Source organism: Streptomyces sp. CA189 (assembly GCF_056428985.1).
Genome location: NZ_JBWJVM010000001.1, coordinates 274,527 through 292,232, shown reverse-complemented (window position 1 = coordinate 292,232; position 17,706 = coordinate 274,527). Strand labels below are relative to the sequence as shown.

At 72.1% G+C, this 17,706-nt stretch carries 13 protein-coding genes and 1 pseudogene; 4 read left to right on the top strand and 10 right to left on the bottom strand.

Features of this window, described 5'->3' with window-relative positions:
- Positions 1-55: 55 nt before the first annotated feature.
- Positions 56-736 carry a DNA alkylation repair protein gene (locus AC061S_RS01380; protein WP_478683922.1) on the bottom strand — a complete coding sequence of 227 codons (681 nt, stop codon included), beginning with the start codon at positions 734-736 and terminating at the stop codon, positions 56-58.
- 142 nt (positions 737-878) lie between these two features.
- Positions 879-4,817 carry a hypothetical protein gene (locus AC061S_RS01375; protein WP_478683921.1) on the bottom strand — a complete coding sequence of 1,313 codons (3,939 nt, stop codon included), beginning with the start codon at positions 4,815-4,817 and terminating at the stop codon, positions 879-881.
- A gap of 207 nt (positions 4,818-5,024) precedes the next feature.
- Here AC061S_RS01375 and AC061S_RS01370 point away from each other — a divergent pair, with 207 nt between their 5' ends.
- Positions 5,025-6,740: a PKD domain-containing protein gene (locus AC061S_RS01370; RefSeq protein WP_478683920.1), complete on the top strand. Its 1,716-nt coding sequence runs from the start codon at positions 5,025-5,027 to the stop codon at positions 6,738-6,740.
- 85 nt (positions 6,741-6,825) lie between these two features.
- Here AC061S_RS01370 and AC061S_RS01365 read toward each other — a convergent pair whose 3' ends face one another.
- Entirely contained in the window at positions 6,826-8,109 is a 1,284-nt protein-coding gene (locus AC061S_RS01365) for an adenylosuccinate synthase (RefSeq protein ID WP_327305424.1), read from the bottom strand.
- Positions 8,110-8,293: 184 nt separating this feature from the next.
- Here AC061S_RS01365 and AC061S_RS01360 point away from each other — a divergent pair, with 184 nt between their 5' ends.
- Entirely contained in the window at positions 8,294-9,232 is a 939-nt protein-coding gene (locus AC061S_RS01360; protein ID WP_478683919.1) for a diacylglycerol kinase, read from the top strand.
- An 87-nt stretch (positions 9,233-9,319) separates the two neighbouring features.
- Entirely contained in the window at positions 9,320-9,958 is a 639-nt protein-coding gene (locus AC061S_RS01355; protein WP_478683918.1) for a hypothetical protein, read from the top strand.
- Here the strand turns inward: AC061S_RS01355 and AC061S_RS01350 are convergent.
- A complete protein-coding gene (locus tag AC061S_RS01350) occupies positions 9,933-10,631 on the bottom strand; it encodes an alpha/beta hydrolase (protein WP_478683917.1) in 699 nt (232 codons plus the stop codon). The genes AC061S_RS01355 and AC061S_RS01350 overlap by 26 nt on opposite strands.
- A 109-nt stretch (positions 10,632-10,740) precedes the next feature.
- Between AC061S_RS01350 and AC061S_RS01345 the strand changes: the two are divergent.
- Positions 10,741-10,893: pseudogene (locus AC061S_RS01345) on the top strand (ABC transporter); the annotation flags it as partial.
- A 352-nt stretch (positions 10,894-11,245) separates the two neighbouring features.
- Here AC061S_RS01345 and AC061S_RS01340 read toward each other — a convergent pair.
- From AC061S_RS01340 to AC061S_RS01315, 6 genes are all read right to left on the bottom strand, one after another.
- On the bottom strand, positions 11,246-11,905 hold the full coding sequence (locus tag AC061S_RS01340) for a response regulator (protein ID WP_478683916.1): 660 nt from the start codon (positions 11,903-11,905) through the stop codon (positions 11,246-11,248).
- Positions 11,902-13,233, bottom strand: a complete 1,332-nt coding sequence (locus tag AC061S_RS01335) for a sensor histidine kinase (RefSeq protein WP_478683915.1) — start codon at positions 13,231-13,233, stop codon at positions 11,902-11,904. Before AC061S_RS01335 ends, AC061S_RS01340 begins: the two co-directional genes overlap by 4 nt.
- 89 nt (positions 13,234-13,322) lie before the next feature.
- A complete protein-coding gene (locus AC061S_RS01330) occupies positions 13,323-13,997 on the bottom strand; it encodes a response regulator (RefSeq protein ID WP_478683914.1) in 675 nt (224 codons plus the stop codon).
- Positions 13,994-15,403 carry a sensor histidine kinase gene (locus tag AC061S_RS01325; protein ID WP_478683913.1) on the bottom strand — a complete coding sequence of 470 codons (1,410 nt, stop codon included), beginning with the start codon at positions 15,401-15,403 and terminating at the stop codon, positions 13,994-13,996. Before AC061S_RS01325 ends, AC061S_RS01330 begins: the two co-directional genes overlap by 4 nt.
- Complete coding sequence (locus tag AC061S_RS01320; protein WP_478683912.1) at positions 15,396-16,703, bottom strand: acyltransferase family protein; 1,308 nt, start codon at positions 16,701-16,703, stop codon at positions 15,396-15,398. The genes AC061S_RS01325 and AC061S_RS01320 overlap by 8 nt, the downstream gene beginning before the upstream one ends.
- Positions 16,690-17,682, bottom strand: a complete 993-nt coding sequence (locus tag AC061S_RS01315; RefSeq protein ID WP_478683911.1) for an alpha/beta hydrolase — start codon at positions 17,680-17,682, stop codon at positions 16,690-16,692. The genes AC061S_RS01320 and AC061S_RS01315 overlap by 14 nt, the downstream gene beginning before the upstream one ends.
- Between the last annotated feature and the right edge of the window lie 24 nt (positions 17,683-17,706).

Here is a 17,706-nt window from a genome sequence, read left to right as displayed (position 1 = left end):
CGCGGAGATGCTCACCCAGCGGGCGAGGACTGTCCACCGCTTTACGGCCCGCCGATCACGCCGCCGGCCGGTCGTTCTTCCGGCGTACCAGCTCGGTGATCCAGACGGGCGCGTACGGAGAGGTGCAGCCGGGGGGCGTCGGATAGTCCTTGAGGACCCCCAGGCGCTCGCCGATGGCGAGTGCGCGGGCACGGTGCTCGGCGTGCTCGATGCCGATCTGGGCCAGGCAGTGGTTCATCGCCCACTGCAGGCGGTCCGGGGCGTCCTTCATCTGCGCCTCGATGACGTCGAGCAGTCCAGCGAGGTCCAGGCCGTCGGGCTTCTTCGCCACCCGCTCCGTGGTGAGCGCCCACCCGGCGCTCGCGACCACGGGATCGGGATCGGCGAACCACGCGAGACGCAGCTCTTCGGCGTGCGGGCTCTTCTTCACCACGTAGTTCACGAGCCAGTCGTGCACCTTGGGCCTGCGGGCCTCGCGCAGCATGGCGTCCAGCTCGTCCCGCCCGAAGGCCTTCGGGCGGCAGATCAGGATCGCCAGCAGTCGCGCGGCGGTGTCACCCGTCTCCCAGAGTGCGAGGGCGAGCTCCTGCTGCGTCTTCAACCGCTTCGCGAGCGCGCGCAGCTTGCCGAGGTTCACACCGTGATCGTCACCGTGCTTCTCGTTCACGGCCCGCGCCTTCGGGTCCTCCAGCGCGGCCAGCTCGGCCAGCACCTCGGCCACCACCGTCTCGGCCACCACGGCCTCCTCTCCCTCACGCAGGGGATTCACCCTACGAGGAACGCGAAGGTCCCGCCCGGTCGTGGGACCGGACGGGACCTTCGCGTCGTACCGCAGCGTCGTACTGCTGCGTCGTACTGCTGCGTCGTACTGCTGGGCCTCAGGAGGTGAAGTAGCCGTTCAGGTCGGCGATCACGTCCACGCTGCCCGAGTTGTTGAAGAACGTCACCCGGCCGTCCACGACGGGGACCACCACCAGGTTGGAGACGGTCTTGCCGGCCGTGAAGTTGAGGTTCGACACGTTCGGGCGGGCCGCTCCGTGCGGGTGCACGATGAGGTGGCTGTCGGACGTGGGGTTGGTGACCGTGACGTTCAGGACGACCGCGGTCACCCCCTGCGCCGGTACGCCTTCCACCCCGGCCACCCGGAGGCTGACCAGCCCGCCGGGTCCCACGGCTCCGGCGCGGGCGCCGGTGCCGTCGCGGGTGTCCAGGAGCCGGACCGGCGTACCCGAGGAGAACGTCGAACCGGTCGCCGAGTAGTAGCCGGTGACGTCGGCGATCAGGTCGACCGAGCCGGAGTTGTTGCGCAGGTCCACCTTCCCGTTGACCACCGGGACGACCACCAGGTTGGGCACGATCTGCCCGGGCGTGAAGTTGAGGTTCGAGACCCCGGGCACGGGCTGGCCGTTCGGGTAGACCGTGACGTGGCCCGCCTCGGTGGGCTGGACGGCCGTGACGTTCATGACGACGGCGGTGACCCCGGTGGCCGGGACGCCCTTGACGCCCGCGACCTGGAGGGTGACCACGCCGCCCGAACCGACGCGCTGCTTCTTCGCTCCCGTGCCGTCACGGGTGTCCAGGAACCGGGACGGGGTGATCGGGGTGAGCGAGGAGCCCGTACCGGCCTTGTCGGTGTAGTAGCCGGTGACGTCGGCGATCAGGTCGACGGTGCCGGCGCTGTTGCGCAGGTCCACCTTCCCGTTCACCACCGGCACCGTCACGAGGTTGGGCACGATCTGCCCGGCCGCGTAGTTGATGTTCGACACCCCGGGCAGCGGGCGGCTGTTGGGGTAGACCGTGATGTGGCCCGGCGCCGTCGGCTGGACGGCCGTGACGTTCATGACGACGGCGGTCACTCCGGTGGCCGGGACGCCCTTGACGCCCGCGACCTGGAGGGTGACCACGCCGCCCGCGCCGACGCGCTGCTTCTTGGCGCCGGTGCCGTCCCGGGTGTCCAGGAACCGGGACGGGGTCAGCGGCACGTACCGGGACTTGCCCGGAGTCGAGGCGGTCGTGACCGTGTACGTCTTCGGGAGGTAGCCCGGGGAGGGCACGCCGCCGGTGTAGCCGACGCCCTCGCGGACGAGGTCGTAGACGGCCGGGGGCAGCTCGGTGGTGTCCACCTGGACGTTGAGGGCGGTGCCCCCGGCGTTGACGGAGACCGGGGTCAGCGGCCGCTCGTGGCCACCGCCCACCAGCTTGAGCTTCGTGCCCAGGGTGAGGCCCGTACCGCTGACGACGGCCTGGGACCGCGTACCGGTGGGGCTGGTGGCGGGACTGATGCCGGTCGGGAGCTGGGCCGAGGCGGGGGTGCAGCCGCTGCCGCAGACGCCCGCCATGGTGAACTCGACGGGCGTGGTCGCCTTGCGGGGGCTCACGAGCAGGACCACCTGCTCGGCCGGTGTGTCGTAGCCGGCGGAGCAGCGCACGTTGAACTGGCCCACGGAGCCCATGCAGTCGAACTTGTGGATCCCGTTGTTCCACTCGGAGGCCGCGAGCACGTCGGTCCAGGGGTGCTCACCGTTGGTGGCACTGCTGGTTCCGACGACGTCGAACGCCTGGCCGCCCTTCATGTCGAGCACGGCGCAGTAGGCCGTGGAGGACTCGGAGAGCACCCCGCTGCGGCCCGGGAAGCCTTCGACGGACACCCGGTTCGCGGTGCACTCGGGCACCCATCCGGCCGCCGTGCCCACCTTCCAGGTGTCCACGTTGGTGTGGATCGGCTTGTCCGCGTAGCCGGTGGCGGTCATGACCATGAGGTACGAGGTCGAGCCGGTCACCTGGCAGGACACCCCGTGCTGCCGGCAGACGATCTTGCCGGTGGGGTCGAGGACCATCGTCGTGGTGGTGGGGTCGTACCGTCCCCCGAGCGTCCGCGCGCTCAGCCACATCTTGTCCGTGGCGGCGGCGGTGACCCGCAGGCAGCGGGCGTCGAGGGCCGAGTTCAGGTCGAAGGGGGTGGAGGGACCGCCCGGCTTCGTCGAGGCGGGCGCGGCGCAGTTCGCCGTCGGCGAGACGTCGCGCCGCACCAGCGTGTACGTGTCCGCTCCGCCCCAGCCGACCAGCAGGGCCGTGTAGGCGGTGCCGGGGGTGAGGAGGCAGGTGGTCGTGGTGCTGGCGTAGCTCGTCTCGCACGCCACGTTGCCCTGGGGGTCGACGACCCGGACCGTGGCGTTCAGCTTGTTCTGGTTGTTGGTGTAGTCGAGCAGCTCGGCGGCCGCGTGCTTGTCGCCGGGCAGGCTCAGGCAGGCCTGGCGGACGCCGGCGGGCAGGTCGACCCGGGCGCCGGTGGAGGCGCCGAAGCCGGTCTGCGGCCAGAGGGCGCAGCCGGCGGCCTCACCGGTGCGGTGGACCACCAGGCCGTACGCCTTCGAGGCCTCGCCGCTCAGCACCACCCGGAACGGGGCGGTCCCGGTCAGCTTGCAGACGACCTCCGCGGAGCCTTCGCACTGCTGGGCACCGGACGCGTCGTAGACGGCCGTGCGGGCGTAGCCGCCGTCGGCCGGGGGGCGGCCCAGCAGGTAGACGCCCTGGCCGGTGGCGGTCGGCAGGGTCAGGCAGAACTGCTGCCCGGGACCGTTGAAGGTGCCGTTGACCTGGCCGGACACCAGGCCGTTGTCCCGGGTCGCGGTGCAGCCCCGGGTCTCCTTGGCGGAGTGGAAGGCCATCCCGAAGGCGCCGGCGTCGGCGGTACGGGGGTCGACCGCCCAGGTGTAGTCGCCGGCGGCCAGGGTGCAGCCCGTCGCGCAGTCCGTGACCTGGGTGCCCGCGGCGGTGAACAGCGCGCCGTAGGGAGCGGATCCGGCGGAGACCGGGGCGTAGGCGTACGGGCCCGCCGACGGGACGCGCAGCACGCGGCAGCGCACCGTGGAGGTCAGGTCCGGGGAGACTCCGTAGGCCTGGGGCTCCACGACCGGGCAGCCCTCGGGCCGGGAGAACCGGGCGGCGGTGAAGGTGTAGGGCTCGGCCGCGCCGTACGACTGCAGCACCGACACCCGGTACGGGGCGGGGCCGGTGAGCGTGCAGTCGAGCGCGTCGCCCTCACGGTTCAGGGAGGAGCAGATCTCCTTGCCGGCGGCGTCGACGACGCTCTCCAGCACCCGGTACGAGGTGGCGTGGCTGCGCACCACGTCGTTCGCGGCCAGGCCCAGCGTGTAGCAGTCGCCGGCGGAGCCGGCGGGCAGCGAGCGCTCGAACACGGTCGGGGCGCCGAGCTTGGAGTCTGCGGCACCGACCGGCGTGCAGGCGGTGGTGGAGAGCAGCGGGGTGTACGCGACGGAGGCGCCGGTGTCGTTGCTGCTGTTGTTCAGCACCGTCAGCGTGTACGTGCCCGCGGTGGTGGTGGGGCAGCGCAGGGCGCCGTCGGAGGACGGGCGTACCGACTCGCAGGTGACGGGCGAGCCGTCGGGTGCGGCGAGCCGGGGATAGACCGACCCCTGGGCGGCGACGGCCTGGATCAGGACCAGGTCCTTCTGCTGCGGCAGGGTCAGCGCGATCCGGGCCGTCGTGGACGACGGGACGACGCAGGTGACGATCTCGTGCGGCTTCAGCGCCGCCGGGCAGGGCCCGGACGGATCGCTCTCCGCGAGCGCCCCGGCGGCGGCCGCCGCGGCCGCCTTCGGGTCCGGCTTCGGCGCGGACTCCGGGCCGGCGGCCCGGGGCGCGGCGGCGGAAGCGCCTGCGGCCGGGTCGGTGGTGGTGCCGGGTGACGGGGCCGCCAGGGCGGATCCGCTCTGGCCGGTGAACGCCGTCAATACGGCGAGCAGAAGAGCGCCGGAGGCGAGGGCCGTACGGCCTCTCCCCCTGGTCGCGGACATACCTCTGCCAAGCGGCAGCAAACTCATGAACCCCCCAGTTCAAGCAGACCCGGTTCCGTTGTCGGATGTCGGCATCGGAATGCGCGGGCAGGCGGAGCATATCCCCTTGTCGAACTTGATTGAAAAGGGGTTGTGTACGCTGCGAAAGCACAAATCTGATCATGGTCAAGAGGAAATGGGGGGCCGGTGCGCAATCGCCGACTCGTAATGACCGCTGCCCTCGTGGCGGCGGGCGTGGGGCTCGTACCGTGGACGGCTCAGGCAGCGGGTTCCGCCGCTCCTGCCGCCAACCCGGTGGCCACGCCGGACGCCGTGCCGGACACCGTGCCGGACACCACGCCGGACCGGGCCGGGGGGCCCAAGTCCAAGACCTTCAGCAGCCCTGCAGACCGTACGGTCGTCACGTCCTCGTCCGGGGCGCCGCAGACGCGGGCTACGGCGGCCAATCCGGTCCCGGAAATCATGCTGCACGTGAGACCCATCTCGGCACACAAGATCAACCTGGATGTGCGCACATGGGCGGTGAGCGACGACCACGAGGTCGTCATCGACTGGGGAGACGGAGCGACGGACACGTTCAACCCGGGCCACTCCCGCGTGGTGTCCAAGGACCACGTCTATACCGAGGTCGGCACGTACCCCGTCAAGGTCACGGTCAAGGACAGGACGAACAACGTCACGGCCACGAACGTGGTCAACGTCGCCACGGACGGCACCGAGTTCACCGCGCACGAGCCCACCCGGCTGCTGGACACCCGTGCGGGCGTCGGGGCCGCGAAGGCCAAGGTCGCGGGGCGCAGCTCGGTGGCTCTGAAGGTCGCGGGCGCCGCCAAGGTGCCCGCCGGGGTCCGCGCGGTGGTCCTCAACGTCACCGTCACCAACACCAAGGCACCGGGCCACATCTCGGTCCAGTCCGACAGGCGCCTGGCCGAGACGGTCCAGACGTCGAACGTGAACTACCTGGCGGGCCAGAGCGTCCCGAACCTGGTGATCGCGAACGTCGGCAAGGACGGGACCGTCCACCTGTTCAACGGCGGCTGGGACTCGGTCGACCTGATCGCCGACGTCACCGGGTACTTCACGTCTTCGGCGGCCGCCGGCTACACGGCACTGACCTCGGCCCGCGCCGTGGACACGCGTGAGGGCCTCGGTACGTCCAAGGGCCAGGTCCCCGGCTACGGCACCTTCGACGTCGAGCTGGCCGGGCAGGGGCGCGTGTCGAAGCGTGCCACCGCCGTGGCGCTCAACCTGACCGTCACCAACCCGCGGGACCACGGCCACCTGACCGCTTACCCCAGCGGTCAGCAGGCTCCGGCCACGTCGAGCGTGAACTTCGCCCCCGGTCAGACGGTGGCCAACTCGGTGGTCGTGCCGGTCGGCCCCGACGGGAAGATCACCATCCGCAACGGGAGCTGGATGCCGACCGACGTGGTGATCGACGTCGTCGGCTACTACAGCGCCGAGAGCCCGGCGGCCTATGTGCCCGCCCGGGTTCCGTACCGGGCGGTGGACACCCGCAAGGACTCGTACTGGGATCTGGACGGCTTGCACTCCGGACCGGTGGCGGCCCGTTCGTACATGCCGACGTTCCTGCCGCTCGTCGTGCAATACGATCCGGAGGAGTCCCCCTACTTCCCGCCGCCCAGCGTCGGCTGGGCGCTCAACGTTACGGTGACCAACACCACCGGGGTGGGCTTCCTGTCGGTCGCCGCCGACCACAACGAGTGGGTGGACTACCGGTACGACAAGGCGACCAAGCCGGAGCGCCCCGTCCCCTCGTCGCTGAACTGGACGGCGGGTGCGACCGTGCCGAACCTGGTGCAGACGCCCACGGGCGCCAGCGAGATGGCCGACTTCTGGAACCAGGGCTGGTCGAGCGTCGACATGATCGTCGACGTGCAGGGCTGGTACCAGCTGGACTGATCCGCCGCCGGGTACGTGGGAGGGGCGGTGCGCACCGTACGGTGCGCACCGCCCCTCCCGTTTCCGTCAGCGTGCTCGGCCGTCCCTAGAGGAACGAGTTGATCTCGATCGTCTCGGTGCGGCCGGGGCCGACGCCGATCGCGGAGATCGGGGCGCCCGACATCTCCTCCAGGGCCTTGACGTACGCCTGGGCGTTCTTCGGGAGGTCCGCGAAGGTCTTGGCCTTGGTGATGTCCTCGGACCAGCCGGGGAAGTTTTCGTAGATCGGCTTCGCGTGGTGGAAGTCCGTCTGCGAGTACGGGAGCTCCTCGACGCGCTTGCCGTCGATCTCGTACGCGACGCAGACCGGGATCTCCTCCCAGCCGGTCAGCACGTCCAGCTTGGTGAGGAAGAAGTCCGTCAGGCCGTTGACGCGGGTCGCGTAGCGCGCGATCGGGGCGTCGAACCAGCCGCAGCGGCGGTCACGGCCGGTGGTCACACCGCGCTCGCCACCGATGCGGCGCAGGGCCTCGCCGTCCGCGTCGAACAGCTCGGTCGGGAACGGGCCGGCGCCGACGCGGGTCGTGTACGCCTTCAGGATGCCGATGACGCGGCTGATCTTCGTCGGGCCGACGCCCGCACCGGTGCAGGCGCCACCGGCGGTCGGGTTCGAGGAGGTGACGAAGGGGTACGTGCCGTGGTCGACGTCGAGCAGGGTGCCCTGGCCGCCCTCGAAGAGCACGACCTTGTCCTGGTCGAGCGCCTTGTTGATGATCAGGGTGGTGTCGGCGACGTACTGCTTGATCTGCTCCGCGTAGCCGAGCAGCTCTTCGACGATCTGCGCCGACTCGATCGCACGGCGGTTGTACAGCTTCGTGAGGAGCTGGTTCTTGCCCTCCAGCGCCGCTTCGACCTTCTGGGTGAGGATCGACTCGTCGTAGAGGTCCTGGATCCGGATGCCGACGCGGTTGATCTTGTCCGCGTAGGTCGGTCCGATGCCGCGGCCGGTCGTACCGATCTTGCGCTTGCCGAGGAAGCGCTCGCCGACCTTGTCGAGGGTGACGTTGTACGGCGTGATCACGTGCGCGTTGCCGCTGACCAGCAGCTTGGAGGTGTCGATGCCGCGCTCGTTCAGGCCGCGCAGCTCGGAGAGCAGGACGGCCGGGTCGATGACGACACCGTTGCCGATGACCGGGGTGCATCCGGGGGAGAGGATGCCGGAAGGGAGAAGGTGCAGCGCGTACTTCTGGTCGCCTACGACGACCGTGTGGCCGGCATTGTTGCCGCCCTGGTAACGCACTACATAGTCAACGGATCCACCGAGCAGGTCGGTGGCCTTTCCCTTGCCCTCGTCACCCCACTGAGCTCCGAGCAGCACAAGAGCGGGCACAGGCGTACACCTCTTCCGGATGGGGCATGTCCAAGGTCAGGGGGCGTACGACGATGTACACCGCAGGCTGAGCCGTCGGACCGGTACCCCGGAATAGACGAAGGCCCTGGCGCAATAGCGCAAGGGCCTCTTGCACAAAGATGCTACCCGAGGAAGGACCGAGGTGTCGGCTCCAGAGCCCACCATGAGCCATGCGGGCGCGCCGGTAGGCGGCCTGCTCGTGCTCGTCGACCCGGTCGCCCGCCGTCTTGACGGCGAGTCCGTGCGAATCGCGAAAGATGTGTTGTCGGCGGGGGCGGCGGCGAAAATTTGTCTCCCGGACTCACAGGAGGAGTTTGCGCGGGCCCTCGCCCGCCGGGGTCATCGGCAGCCGGTGATCGTGGGCGACGACCGTGCGCTCGTACGGGCCGTCGGGCTCCTGCACCGTGAGCGGGCGCTGTCCGAGGGGGCCGTTTCGCTGATTCCGGTGGGGCCGGCGGGGTCGCTGGTGCTGGCTCTGCAGCTCGGCGTGCCGCTTTCGGCCGTGTCGGCCGCGCGGGCGGTCCTGGACGGGGCCGTCGGCATGCGGGACCTGCTGGTCGACGACAGCGACGGGGTGGTGCTGGGCGGGATCGGCATCCCGCCGCCGCCCGTACGGGCCGGGTCCGGGGCCGAGTCCGGGTCCCGGGGTGTGCCGCGGCCGGGCGGGCCGTCGGTGTGGAACGCGTACCGCTCGCTGGTCCGGACGTTCGTCCGGCCGCCGGTGGGGGCTTCCGCCACCGGGTCGGTCGGGGGCCACCGGCTGCGGGTGGAGGCCGACGGGGTGGTCCTGGCGGATGTGGACCGGATGGTGGAGGACGTCGCGGTGTCGGCCCGGGAGGGCGACGGGCTGGCGGACGTGCTGGTCCGGCTGGGGGCCGAGGCGGGACCGGGCTCCGGGTCCGGAGCCGGCTCGGGCTCCGGCTCCGGGTCCGGCTCCGGGTCCGGGTCCGGCCGGGTGGTGCGGGCGCGGGCGTCTGCCGTGACCGTGTCCGGGGAGGATTTCCGCTACCGGTCGGACGTCGGCATCACCGGCCCGGTCCGACGCCGTACGTGGACCTTGCACCCGGGCGCCTGGGGGCTGACACTGCCGCTGCAGCGCTGAGGAGGGGGCGGGTCCGCTGGTCGGAATCGGGGTCGGGGTCGGGATCATGGGCGTCCCGTTCCTTGGCATGTGCGGGAACTTCGCACGGTGACCGGGGATCCGGCGGCGGAGCCGGAGCCCGGGCCGGCTCCCGGGCCCGGGCCGGAGCCGGTCCGGGAGCCCGGGCCTCCCGGTGAGGCGGCCGTCCGGGACGCGCTCAGCGACTGGCGGCAGGACGCGGTGCTGGTCTGCCTGCTGCCGGTGATGTGCTGGCCCGCGGTGATCGGGGCGCTGATCACCCGCCCGGCGCTGTTGCAGGGGGTGCTCCTGGTGGTGCTGTGCCTGCCGGTGCTCGTCGGGCTCCGGGAGCTGTACGCGGCCCAGCGCGTGCGGAGCCTCCTACGGGACCCTGAGCTGCGCTGGACCCCGTACGACGTGGAGGTGGTGCGCGCCCGCGGGCTGCCGCCGCTGCTCGTCCTGGGCGGCGAGGGCGCGGGCCAGGTGGTGGCCCTGGGGCCACTGGGGCGGCGGGTGCTGGCGCCCGCGGTGTGGCCCCGCAGCGACCCGGCCCTCCCGCCCCCGACCGCGGAGCCGGACGCCTCCGGCCCGCCGCCGGAGCGCTTCGTGTGGCTGGCCGGGGCCCCGGGGCCGGGGGCCGCGGTGTGGGCGCCGCGCGCCCGGGAACTGGGCCGGGCACGCAGGCCGTGGCGGCGGAGCGCGCTCAGGCGGAGGCGGCCGCCTCGATGAGGTCGCAGACCGGGCCGGGGAGTGAGGCGAGGGAGGCGTGGCTCGCGTCGAGCTCGATGGTCTTGCGGGGGTTCAGGCGGGCGGCCATGCGGCGCTCGTTGTCGGGGTGGATCATGCGGTCGGCGGTGGACACCTGGTACCAGGACGGCTTCGCGCGCCAGGCGGGCGCGGTGACGGCGTCGCCGAAGGTGGAGGCGAGGGGCGCCTTCTGGGTCACGGCCATGACCAGGGCTTCCTCAGGGGTGAGGTCCTGGGCGAAGCTCTCGTGGAACTTGTCCTGCTTGACCCACAGATAGCCGTCGGAGTCGGGGACGATGTTCTCGAACGCTGCCGGCGGCTTCTCCTGGGTGATCCCGCCGGGGCTCTCGCCCGCGTCGGGCGCGAAGGCGGCGACGTAGACCAGACCGGTGACGTTGGGGAGGTCCCCGGCTTCGGTGATGACGGCTCCGCCGTACGAGTGGCCGACGAGGAGCACCGGCCCGTCGATCTGCCGGACCATCTTGCGGGTCCGCTCGGCGTCGTCGGCGAGGGAGGTCAGCGGATTCTCGACGGCGTGCAGGTCGGTGTACCCGCGGCGGTGGAGCTCGCCGATGACCTTGGCCCAGTGGGCGGCGCCGCCCCAGAAGCCGTGGACGAGGACGATGGCGGGTGTGCGGAGGGGGCTGTCGGCCATGGGGTTCTTCTCCTGAGTCCGGTTTCCTGTGTCCCGTGTCCCGTGTGGGGTCGGGTCGGAGGCCCCCCCGGCCCACGCTAGGCGGATCGTCTGGCGGCCGCCATGGCGCAGCGCCGAGCTCGCCGGACCGCCCAACGGGCTCGCACACCTGCCCGGCGTCCACGACGTGGAGGTGCGGGGGCAGCGGATCCGCCTCCAGGCCGACACGGACAAGCCGGCCGCCGTGCTGCGCTCGCCGGCCGGCTCGGGGGTGCGGTCCCTGAGAACCGTGATGAAGCACCGTCAACTGGCCGGTACCGGAACCCTGCTGAGCCTCGCCCTGCGCCGCGACCGCGTCATGATGCCGGTCTGGGTCCTGGCCGTGGCCACCCTGGTGCTCAGCCTGCCCGCCTCACTGGAACCGGTGTACGCGAGCCCGCCGAACGGGCCCGCCTGCTCTCCACCATGAGCGCGAACGGCTCGCTCCGCGCCCTCTCCGGCCCCGCCTCCGGCGACTCGATCGGCGTACTGACCGCCCGGCGTCGCCGGGACCTGTCGGCCCGAGCCCCGGTACACCCGTGATCCACTCTCTTCCGAAAAGTTGTCCACAGCTGTGGACAACTTTTCGGAGCCGCCTAAGCCGGGGTCACCAGCCGGGTCTCGTACGCGAACACCGCCGCCTGCGTGCGGTCCCGCAGCCCCAGCTTCACCAGGATCCGGCTCACGTGCGTCTTGATGGTGGACTCGGCGATGATCAGGCGATCCGCTATCTCCGCGTTGGACAGCCCCTGCGCGATCAGCACCAGCACCTCGGTCTCCCGCTCCGTCAGCTCCGTGACTCCCGCGGACCCCACCTGCGTCCGGGTCTCCGACAGCTTCGAGAACTCCGTGATCAGCCGCTTGGTCACGGAAGGGGCCAGCAGCGCCTCCCCGGCGGCCACCACCCTGACCCCATCGGCGAGTTGACGGGCGGAGGCGTCCTTGAGCAGGAAGCCGGAGGCGCCGGCCCGCAGCGCCTGGTACACGTACTCGTCGAGGTCGAAGGTCGTCAGGACCAGCACCTTCGCGTCCGTGTCGGCGGCCACGATCTCCCGTGTCGCCTCCAGGCCGTTCATCTCCGGCATCCGGATGTCCATCAGCACCACATCCGGCCTCAGCGCCGCCACCTGGGCGACGGCCTCCCGGCCGTTCACCGCCTCCCCGGCCACTTCGATGCCGTCCATCGCGTTCAGCAGGACGGAGAAACCCTCCCGGACCATCATCTGATCGTCGACGATGAGCACTCTGATCGTCATGCCGGATCCTTCGCCGGTTCCGGTCGGCTGGTGGCCACGGGTATGAACACCGCCACCTCGAACCCCCCGGAGGCCAGCTCTCCGGCGGTCATCTCCCCTTCCAGCATGGCCACCCGCTCGCGCATCCCGGTGACCCCCTGCCCGGCCCCCGGCGAGGGCCGCACGTCCCCGGTGCCGGCCTCGTTGACGATGCGCAGGCCCAGCCCGCCCAGCACGTACGAGACCTCGACCTCTGCGGCGGCGCCCGGCGCGTGCCGCAGGGTGTTGCTCAGTGCCTCCTGGATGATCCGGTAGGCCGACAGCTCGACGCCCGGCGGCAGTTCGCGCACCGCGCCCGTCACGGTCTTGTCCACGCGCAGCCCGGCCTCCCGCACGTTGGCCAGCAGCCCGTCCAGCGAGGCCAGCGTCGGCTGCGGGGCGTCCGGCGCCTCGTAGTCCGCGGAGCGGACGACACCCAGCACCCGGCGCAGCTCGGTCAGGGCCGCCACCGCGTTCTCCCGGATGGTGACGAACGCCGCCTCCAGCTCCGGCGGCGGATTCTTCACCCGGTAGGGCGCGGCCTCCGCCTGGATGGCCACCACCGACATGTGGTGGGCGACCACGTCGTGGAGCTCCCGCGCGATCGTGGTCCGCTCCTCCAGCAGAGTGCGCCGGTCCCGCTCGACGGCCGTGACCTCCTGCTGCGCGGTGACCTCCTGCTCCGCCTGCTTGCGGATCGTGCGGATGCTCACCGCCAGCAGGGCGATCGCCGAGGCGAATGCCATCGGGCCGACGTTGATGCTCTGGCCGTGGCCCTGTCCGAGCACGATGGACGTCCCGATGCCGATCGCCAGTGTGACCACCCACATCCAGCCGGCCGTCCGGGGGCTGGTCCGCATCGCCACCAGGGTGACCGTCGCGAGGTACGAGAAGAAGGTGGCGGGGGTCCAGGGCCAGTTGGGATCGGAGCCGTTGACGACCGAGAAGATCAGGGTGACCGCCACCGCGACCCAGAAGGCCCCCAGCGGCCGCACCAGGGTCATCGCGATCGGGGTGGCCCCGAGCAGCCCCATCACCAGCGAAGCGGCCTGGGGCAGACCGGTGGTGATCGAGGTGAAGACCACCACGAGGAACGCGATCAGGCATACGGCCGCGTGCGGCAGGTGTGCGGCCTCCACCCGTATCCGCTTCGGGAGCCGCCGGGTCAGCGGCCCGTCCGTACGCATCGGAGGCAGCGGGCGGTAGGCGAAGGCATCGGTGATCAGATCCCGGCGCAGGCTCTGGAGGAAGCCCGAAGCCAGCCGGATCTCTGGTGCCCGGGGGGTCGCCCCGGGGGTCGTCTCGGTCATGCTCCCCACGGTAGGCGGGCCCTGGCCTGGTCCGCGTCGCCGCTGAAGGGGATTTCCGGGGGTCCCTCTCAAGTACTACGAGGGCTGCTTCAGTAGCCCGCCGGACGGATCAGGCCCGTCTCGTACGCGAACACCGCCGCCTGTGTGCGGTCCCGCAGTCCCAGCTTCACCAGGATCCTTCCCACGTGCGTTTTGACCGTCTGCTCGGCCAGGATCAGGTGCTCGGCGATCTCCGCGTTCGACATGCCCTGGGCGACCAGCGACAGGACCTCCGTCTCCCGCTCCGTCAGCTCGTCGATCCGCGTCCTCGAAGGCGCCCTCGGGGCCCCCAGCCGGGAGAACTCGGTGATCAGCCGCTTCGTGATGTTCGGCGCGAGGAGGGCCTCCCCGGCCGCGATCACGCGGACCGCCTCCGCGAGCTGATCGGCGGAGGCGTCCTTGAGGAGGAAGCCCGAGGCGCCGGCCCGCAGCGCCTCGTACACGTACTCGTCGAGGTCGAAGGTGGTCAGCACCAGCACCTTCACCGTGGAGCCCGGGGTGCCCGTGATGAGGGAGGTGGCCTCGATCCCGCCCATGCCGGGCATCCGGATGTCCATCAGGACCACGTCCGGGGCCAGTTCGGCGACCTTGGCCACGGCCTCGGCGCCGTCGACGGCCTGCCCGACGACCTCGATGTCGGGCTGGGCGTCGAGGAGCACGGTGAAGCCCTGGCGGACCATCATCTGGTCGTCGGCGATCATCACCTTGATCGGGGCAGCAGTCATGAGTCCTTCTTCTTCGTCTCGGGGGCGGGGGCCGGCCCGCCGCCCGGGGACACGGGATCCATCGGGAGCACGGCGCTCACCTCGTACCCTCCGTCGGGACGGGGGCCGGCGGCCAGCTCGCCCCCCAGCATGCCCGCTCGCTCCCGCATCCCCAGCAGCCCGTGTCCCGCTCCCATGGTCGGCGGGGCCGGCCGGGTGGGCGCGGTGTTGGCGATGCACAGGTGCACGTCGCGGGGCCCGTAGGCGATGCCGACCTCCACGCGGGAGCCGGGCGCGTGCCGCAGGCAGTTGCTCAGCGCCTCCTGCACGATCCGGTACGCCGTGAGTTCCACCCCCGGGGACAGCGGGCGCCGGATGCCCGCGATCTCGGTGGTGACCTCCAGTCCGGCCGCCCGCACGTTGTCCACGAGGCCGTCCAACTCGGCCAGGGTGGGCTGCGGATGGTGCGGGCCGGCGGCCTCGTCCGGGTTTTCGGAACGCAGCACCCCCAGGACGCGGCGCAGCTCCGTCAGGGCCTCCACGGCATTCGCGCGGATCCCGGCCAGATTCTCCTTGAGCTCCTCCGACGGGTTCTCCACGAGATAAGGGGCCACCTGCGCCTGGATGGAGATCACCGACATGTGGTGCGCGACGACGTCGTGCAGCTCCCGGGCGATCCGGCTGCGCTCCTCCAGCAGCGTGCGCCGGGCGCGCTCCTCCTCGGTGAGGGTCTCCTGCTGGACGAGCTGCGTCCGGGTCAGCCGCGTCGCGCGCAGGGCGTAGCCGAGGAGGCCGGTGAAGGAGAACAGGAGGATGGCCCCGGGGGTGCCGGTGCCGCTGTGCTCCGGCCTGAAGAGGCCCTCGGCCAGCCCGGTGCAGGCGACGACGACGGTGACCGCCCCGACGGTCACCCGGGGCGGCACCCGCAGGGACACCAGCAGCAGCACCGGGGCGAAGGCGAACAGCCCGGCGGGCATCCACGGCCAGTTCTGGCCCTGCCCGAGGTGTCCGTGGATCTGCCCGGCGACCAGCCCCGCCGCGGTCAGGCCGAGCCAGTACCCGGCCATCGGCCATCGCATCGCGATCAGGATGGACCCGCTGACCATGGTCGCCAGCAACGGCCTGACGGAGCCGTTGACCCCGTAGTGGTTGCTGAGCTGCTCCGTGGTGACGGCGAAGAAGGCCACCGCCAGGTAGAGGAGCACGATGTGCGGAAGCCAGGCCAGCCAGCGCGGCCGCGACATCTTCGGGAGGGGATCGGCCTTCAGGTCCACCAGCCCCCGGGCCACGCTCCGCACCACGGCCGAAGCGCCGGCGGGAGAGCCTCCCGGTGCCCCGCCGGCCGCGGTCGCAGCCACGGCCGCGTGCGTTGCCGGGACCGGGGTCGGGGGCTCGCTCTGCTCGTTCACATCGTCCAGCCTAGGCATGGAGGGACTCCTCGGCGGGGGCCACCGGGCCGCTGACTGCACTTTCACCGACCGGAGTTGAGGCGGTGCGGGCTGCGGGGGAGGGGTTCCCCCGGGCCAGGGCGGAGGAGGCGACGATCCGCGAGGGGGTGGCCGGAGTCCCGGAGGATCCGCGCCGGGCCCGGCCCCGGGGGCGGCCGCCTGCCTGCTCGTAGGTGTGGAAGGCGGCCCAGCAGACGGTCAGCGCGGCCGCGAACACGGGCAGCCAGAGCAACCGGACGGCTATCCACTCCGCGGAGGCGGGCACGGTGTGCAGGCCGGGCAGATCGGTGGAGATCAGCAGTCCCAGGGCGGTGACGGCCATCATGGCGGTCTGGTGCCACAGGAAGATCGTCATGGCGGACAGGTTCACCAGAGCCACCTTCGCCCAGGCGCGCGGCCGGCTCATCACCCGGGCCAGCGGCTCCCGCAGCAGCAGCGCCAGCCCGCACTGGGCCAGGCCGAACGCGACGGCGGCCAGCGTCGGCGGGTTCAGATTGGAGATCGCGGCTCCGGGGACGCCGACCATCGAGGCGGGGTACCCGCCCCAGAGGATCAGCGCGGCCGTGGCGGCGATCCCGCCGCCCAGCAGCAGGGCCGCCGGGGTGCGCCGGGCGAACGCGCCCCGGGACCAGGCGGCGCCCAGGGTGTAGGGCACCAGCCAGCCGGCTGCCACGTTGACCCAGCCGATCCATTCGGGCCCGCCGAACCCGAAGCGCCAGACATCGACGCCGGCCACCACGGCCAGCGGCCACAGCGGGCTGAGCCGGGCGACGAGCGGGGTCGCGGCGGTCAGCGCGGCGAAGACGAGGAGGAACCACAGGGGGGACAGGACGAGCTTGAGCAAGGTCCGGACGGTGTCCGTCCCGACGCCGCCGAGCAGCATGCCACCGGACGCGACGCCCCAGAGCACCAGGACGGCGGCGACCGGGCGGAACAGCCTGCCGAGCCGCCGGCCGACCCACTGCCCGTACGGGACTCCGCGGCCGCGCGACGCCTCGTACCCCTGGGCCGCGACGTGGCCGCCGACCAGGAAGAAGACCGCCAGGGTCTGGAACACCCAGGAGACCGGGGCCAGTCCGCTCATGTGGGCCAGCGGGCTGGTGGTGCTGAGGCCGCCGTCCGCACTGGTCAGTGCGGTGACCAGCCAGTGGCCCAGCACCACGCCGAGGATGGCGAAGGCCCGGAGCGCGTCCACGGCCCGGTCCCGGTGAGCGGGGGTTCCGGCGTCGATGCGGTCCGCGAGAGCGGACCAGCGGGTCTGCGGTTCACGCACGCGCATGGGAGACCTCCGGCGCGGTGGGGGCGGACGGGGCGAGGCCGAGCACGATCCCGGCCAGGCTGTTCAGGGACTCGGTGCCCGGCTTGAGGTAGTCGCTGTGGCCGCCGGGGCCGGCCGCGAAGGGCAGGGCTCCGAAGGCAGGGTCCACGGGATCGGTGCCGAAGCCGATTCCGCCGACACGGACGTGCGGGACGCCGGAGATCCAGTCGTCGCCGCCCCGGCCGGCCCAGACCCGGGCCCGGGTCGGCAGTTCCGCGGCGGAGTCGGCCCCGGTGCCCGGACTCCCGAACAGCGCGATGTCGGTGACCTCGGAGCCGGTTCCGGTACGGGCACAGACGACGGACCCGTAGGAGTGGCAGAGGAGCGAGAGACGGGCCTCCGGGGCGGCCAGCCGGGCCAACCGGGGGAGGAAGGAGCCGAGTCCGGCAGCGGCCTCGTCAGCGCGGCCGGCGGTCAGGACGGCCGGGCTGACCGTGCCGGGGGTGTCGTACCCGAGCCAGGCGACCACGGCGGAGTGGGGGTGCTCGGCCCGGAGCCGCTGCTGGAGCGCGACGGCCCCGGCGCGGAACCTCTGGTAGGTGTCCAGCGTCGTGTCCGACCCGGGGACCAGGACCGCGACCCGGTCGGCGGTCTCCAGATCGCCGAACACCTCTATCGCCCGGCCCTTGCCGCGCCCGTCGAAGGCGAGGAACCGGGCGCCGCCGCCCGCCTCCATCGCCCGGAGCTTCGCCGCGCGGCCGTCGCGGCCGGCGTTCTCGGCCGTACGGGCCGCCTCGGCGAGGTTGGCGAGGTGGGCGGCGTACCGGTCGGGGAGGGCGGCGCTCTCGCCGAGGACCGCCGGGGCCGGCGCGGGTACGTCCGGGGAAGCGGCGGCGGAGACGGGGAACACCACGGCCGCGGCGACGAGCCCGGCCAGCAGCGTGCGGCGCAGACGGCCGCTCCTGCGGCCGTCGGGACATGCGGTGGGTCGCCGGCTCATGGGTCCGTTCCTTCTCTCGTGCCA

What these genes read in the sequence shown, in the direction of transcription:
- AC061S_RS01375 (WP_478683921.1), bottom strand. Translation starts at nt 4,817, where the DNA reads ATGTCCGCGACCAGGGGGAGAGGCCGTACGGCCCTCGCCTCCGGCGCT.
- AC061S_RS01370 (WP_478683920.1), top strand. Translation starts at nt 5,025, where the DNA reads ATGACCGCTGCCCTCGTGGCGGCGGGCGTGGGGCTCGTACCGTGGACG.
- AC061S_RS01360 (WP_478683919.1), top strand. Translation starts at nt 8,294, where the DNA reads ATGAGCCATGCGGGCGCGCCGGTAGGCGGCCTGCTCGTGCTCGTCGAC.
- AC061S_RS01350 (WP_478683917.1), bottom strand. Translation starts at nt 10,631, where the DNA reads ATGGCCGACAGCCCCCTCCGCACACCCGCCATCGTCCTCGTCCACGGC.
- AC061S_RS01340 (WP_478683916.1), bottom strand. Translation starts at nt 11,905, where the DNA reads ATGACGATCAGAGTGCTCATCGTCGACGATCAGATGATGGTCCGGGAG.
- AC061S_RS01335 (WP_478683915.1), bottom strand. Translation starts at nt 13,233, where the DNA reads ATGACCGAGACGACCCCCGGGGCGACCCCCCGGGCACCAGAGATCCGG.
- AC061S_RS01330 (WP_478683914.1), bottom strand. Translation starts at nt 13,997, where the DNA reads ATGACTGCTGCCCCGATCAAGGTGATGATCGCCGACGACCAGATGATG.
- AC061S_RS01325 (WP_478683913.1), bottom strand. Translation starts at nt 15,403, where the DNA reads ATGCCTAGGCTGGACGATGTGAACGAGCAGAGCGAGCCCCCGACCCCG.
- AC061S_RS01320 (WP_478683912.1), bottom strand. Translation starts at nt 16,703, where the DNA reads ATGCGCGTGCGTGAACCGCAGACCCGCTGGTCCGCTCTCGCGGACCGC.
- AC061S_RS01315 (WP_478683911.1), bottom strand. Translation starts at nt 17,682, where the DNA reads ATGAGCCGGCGACCCACCGCATGTCCCGACGGCCGCAGGAGCGGCCGT.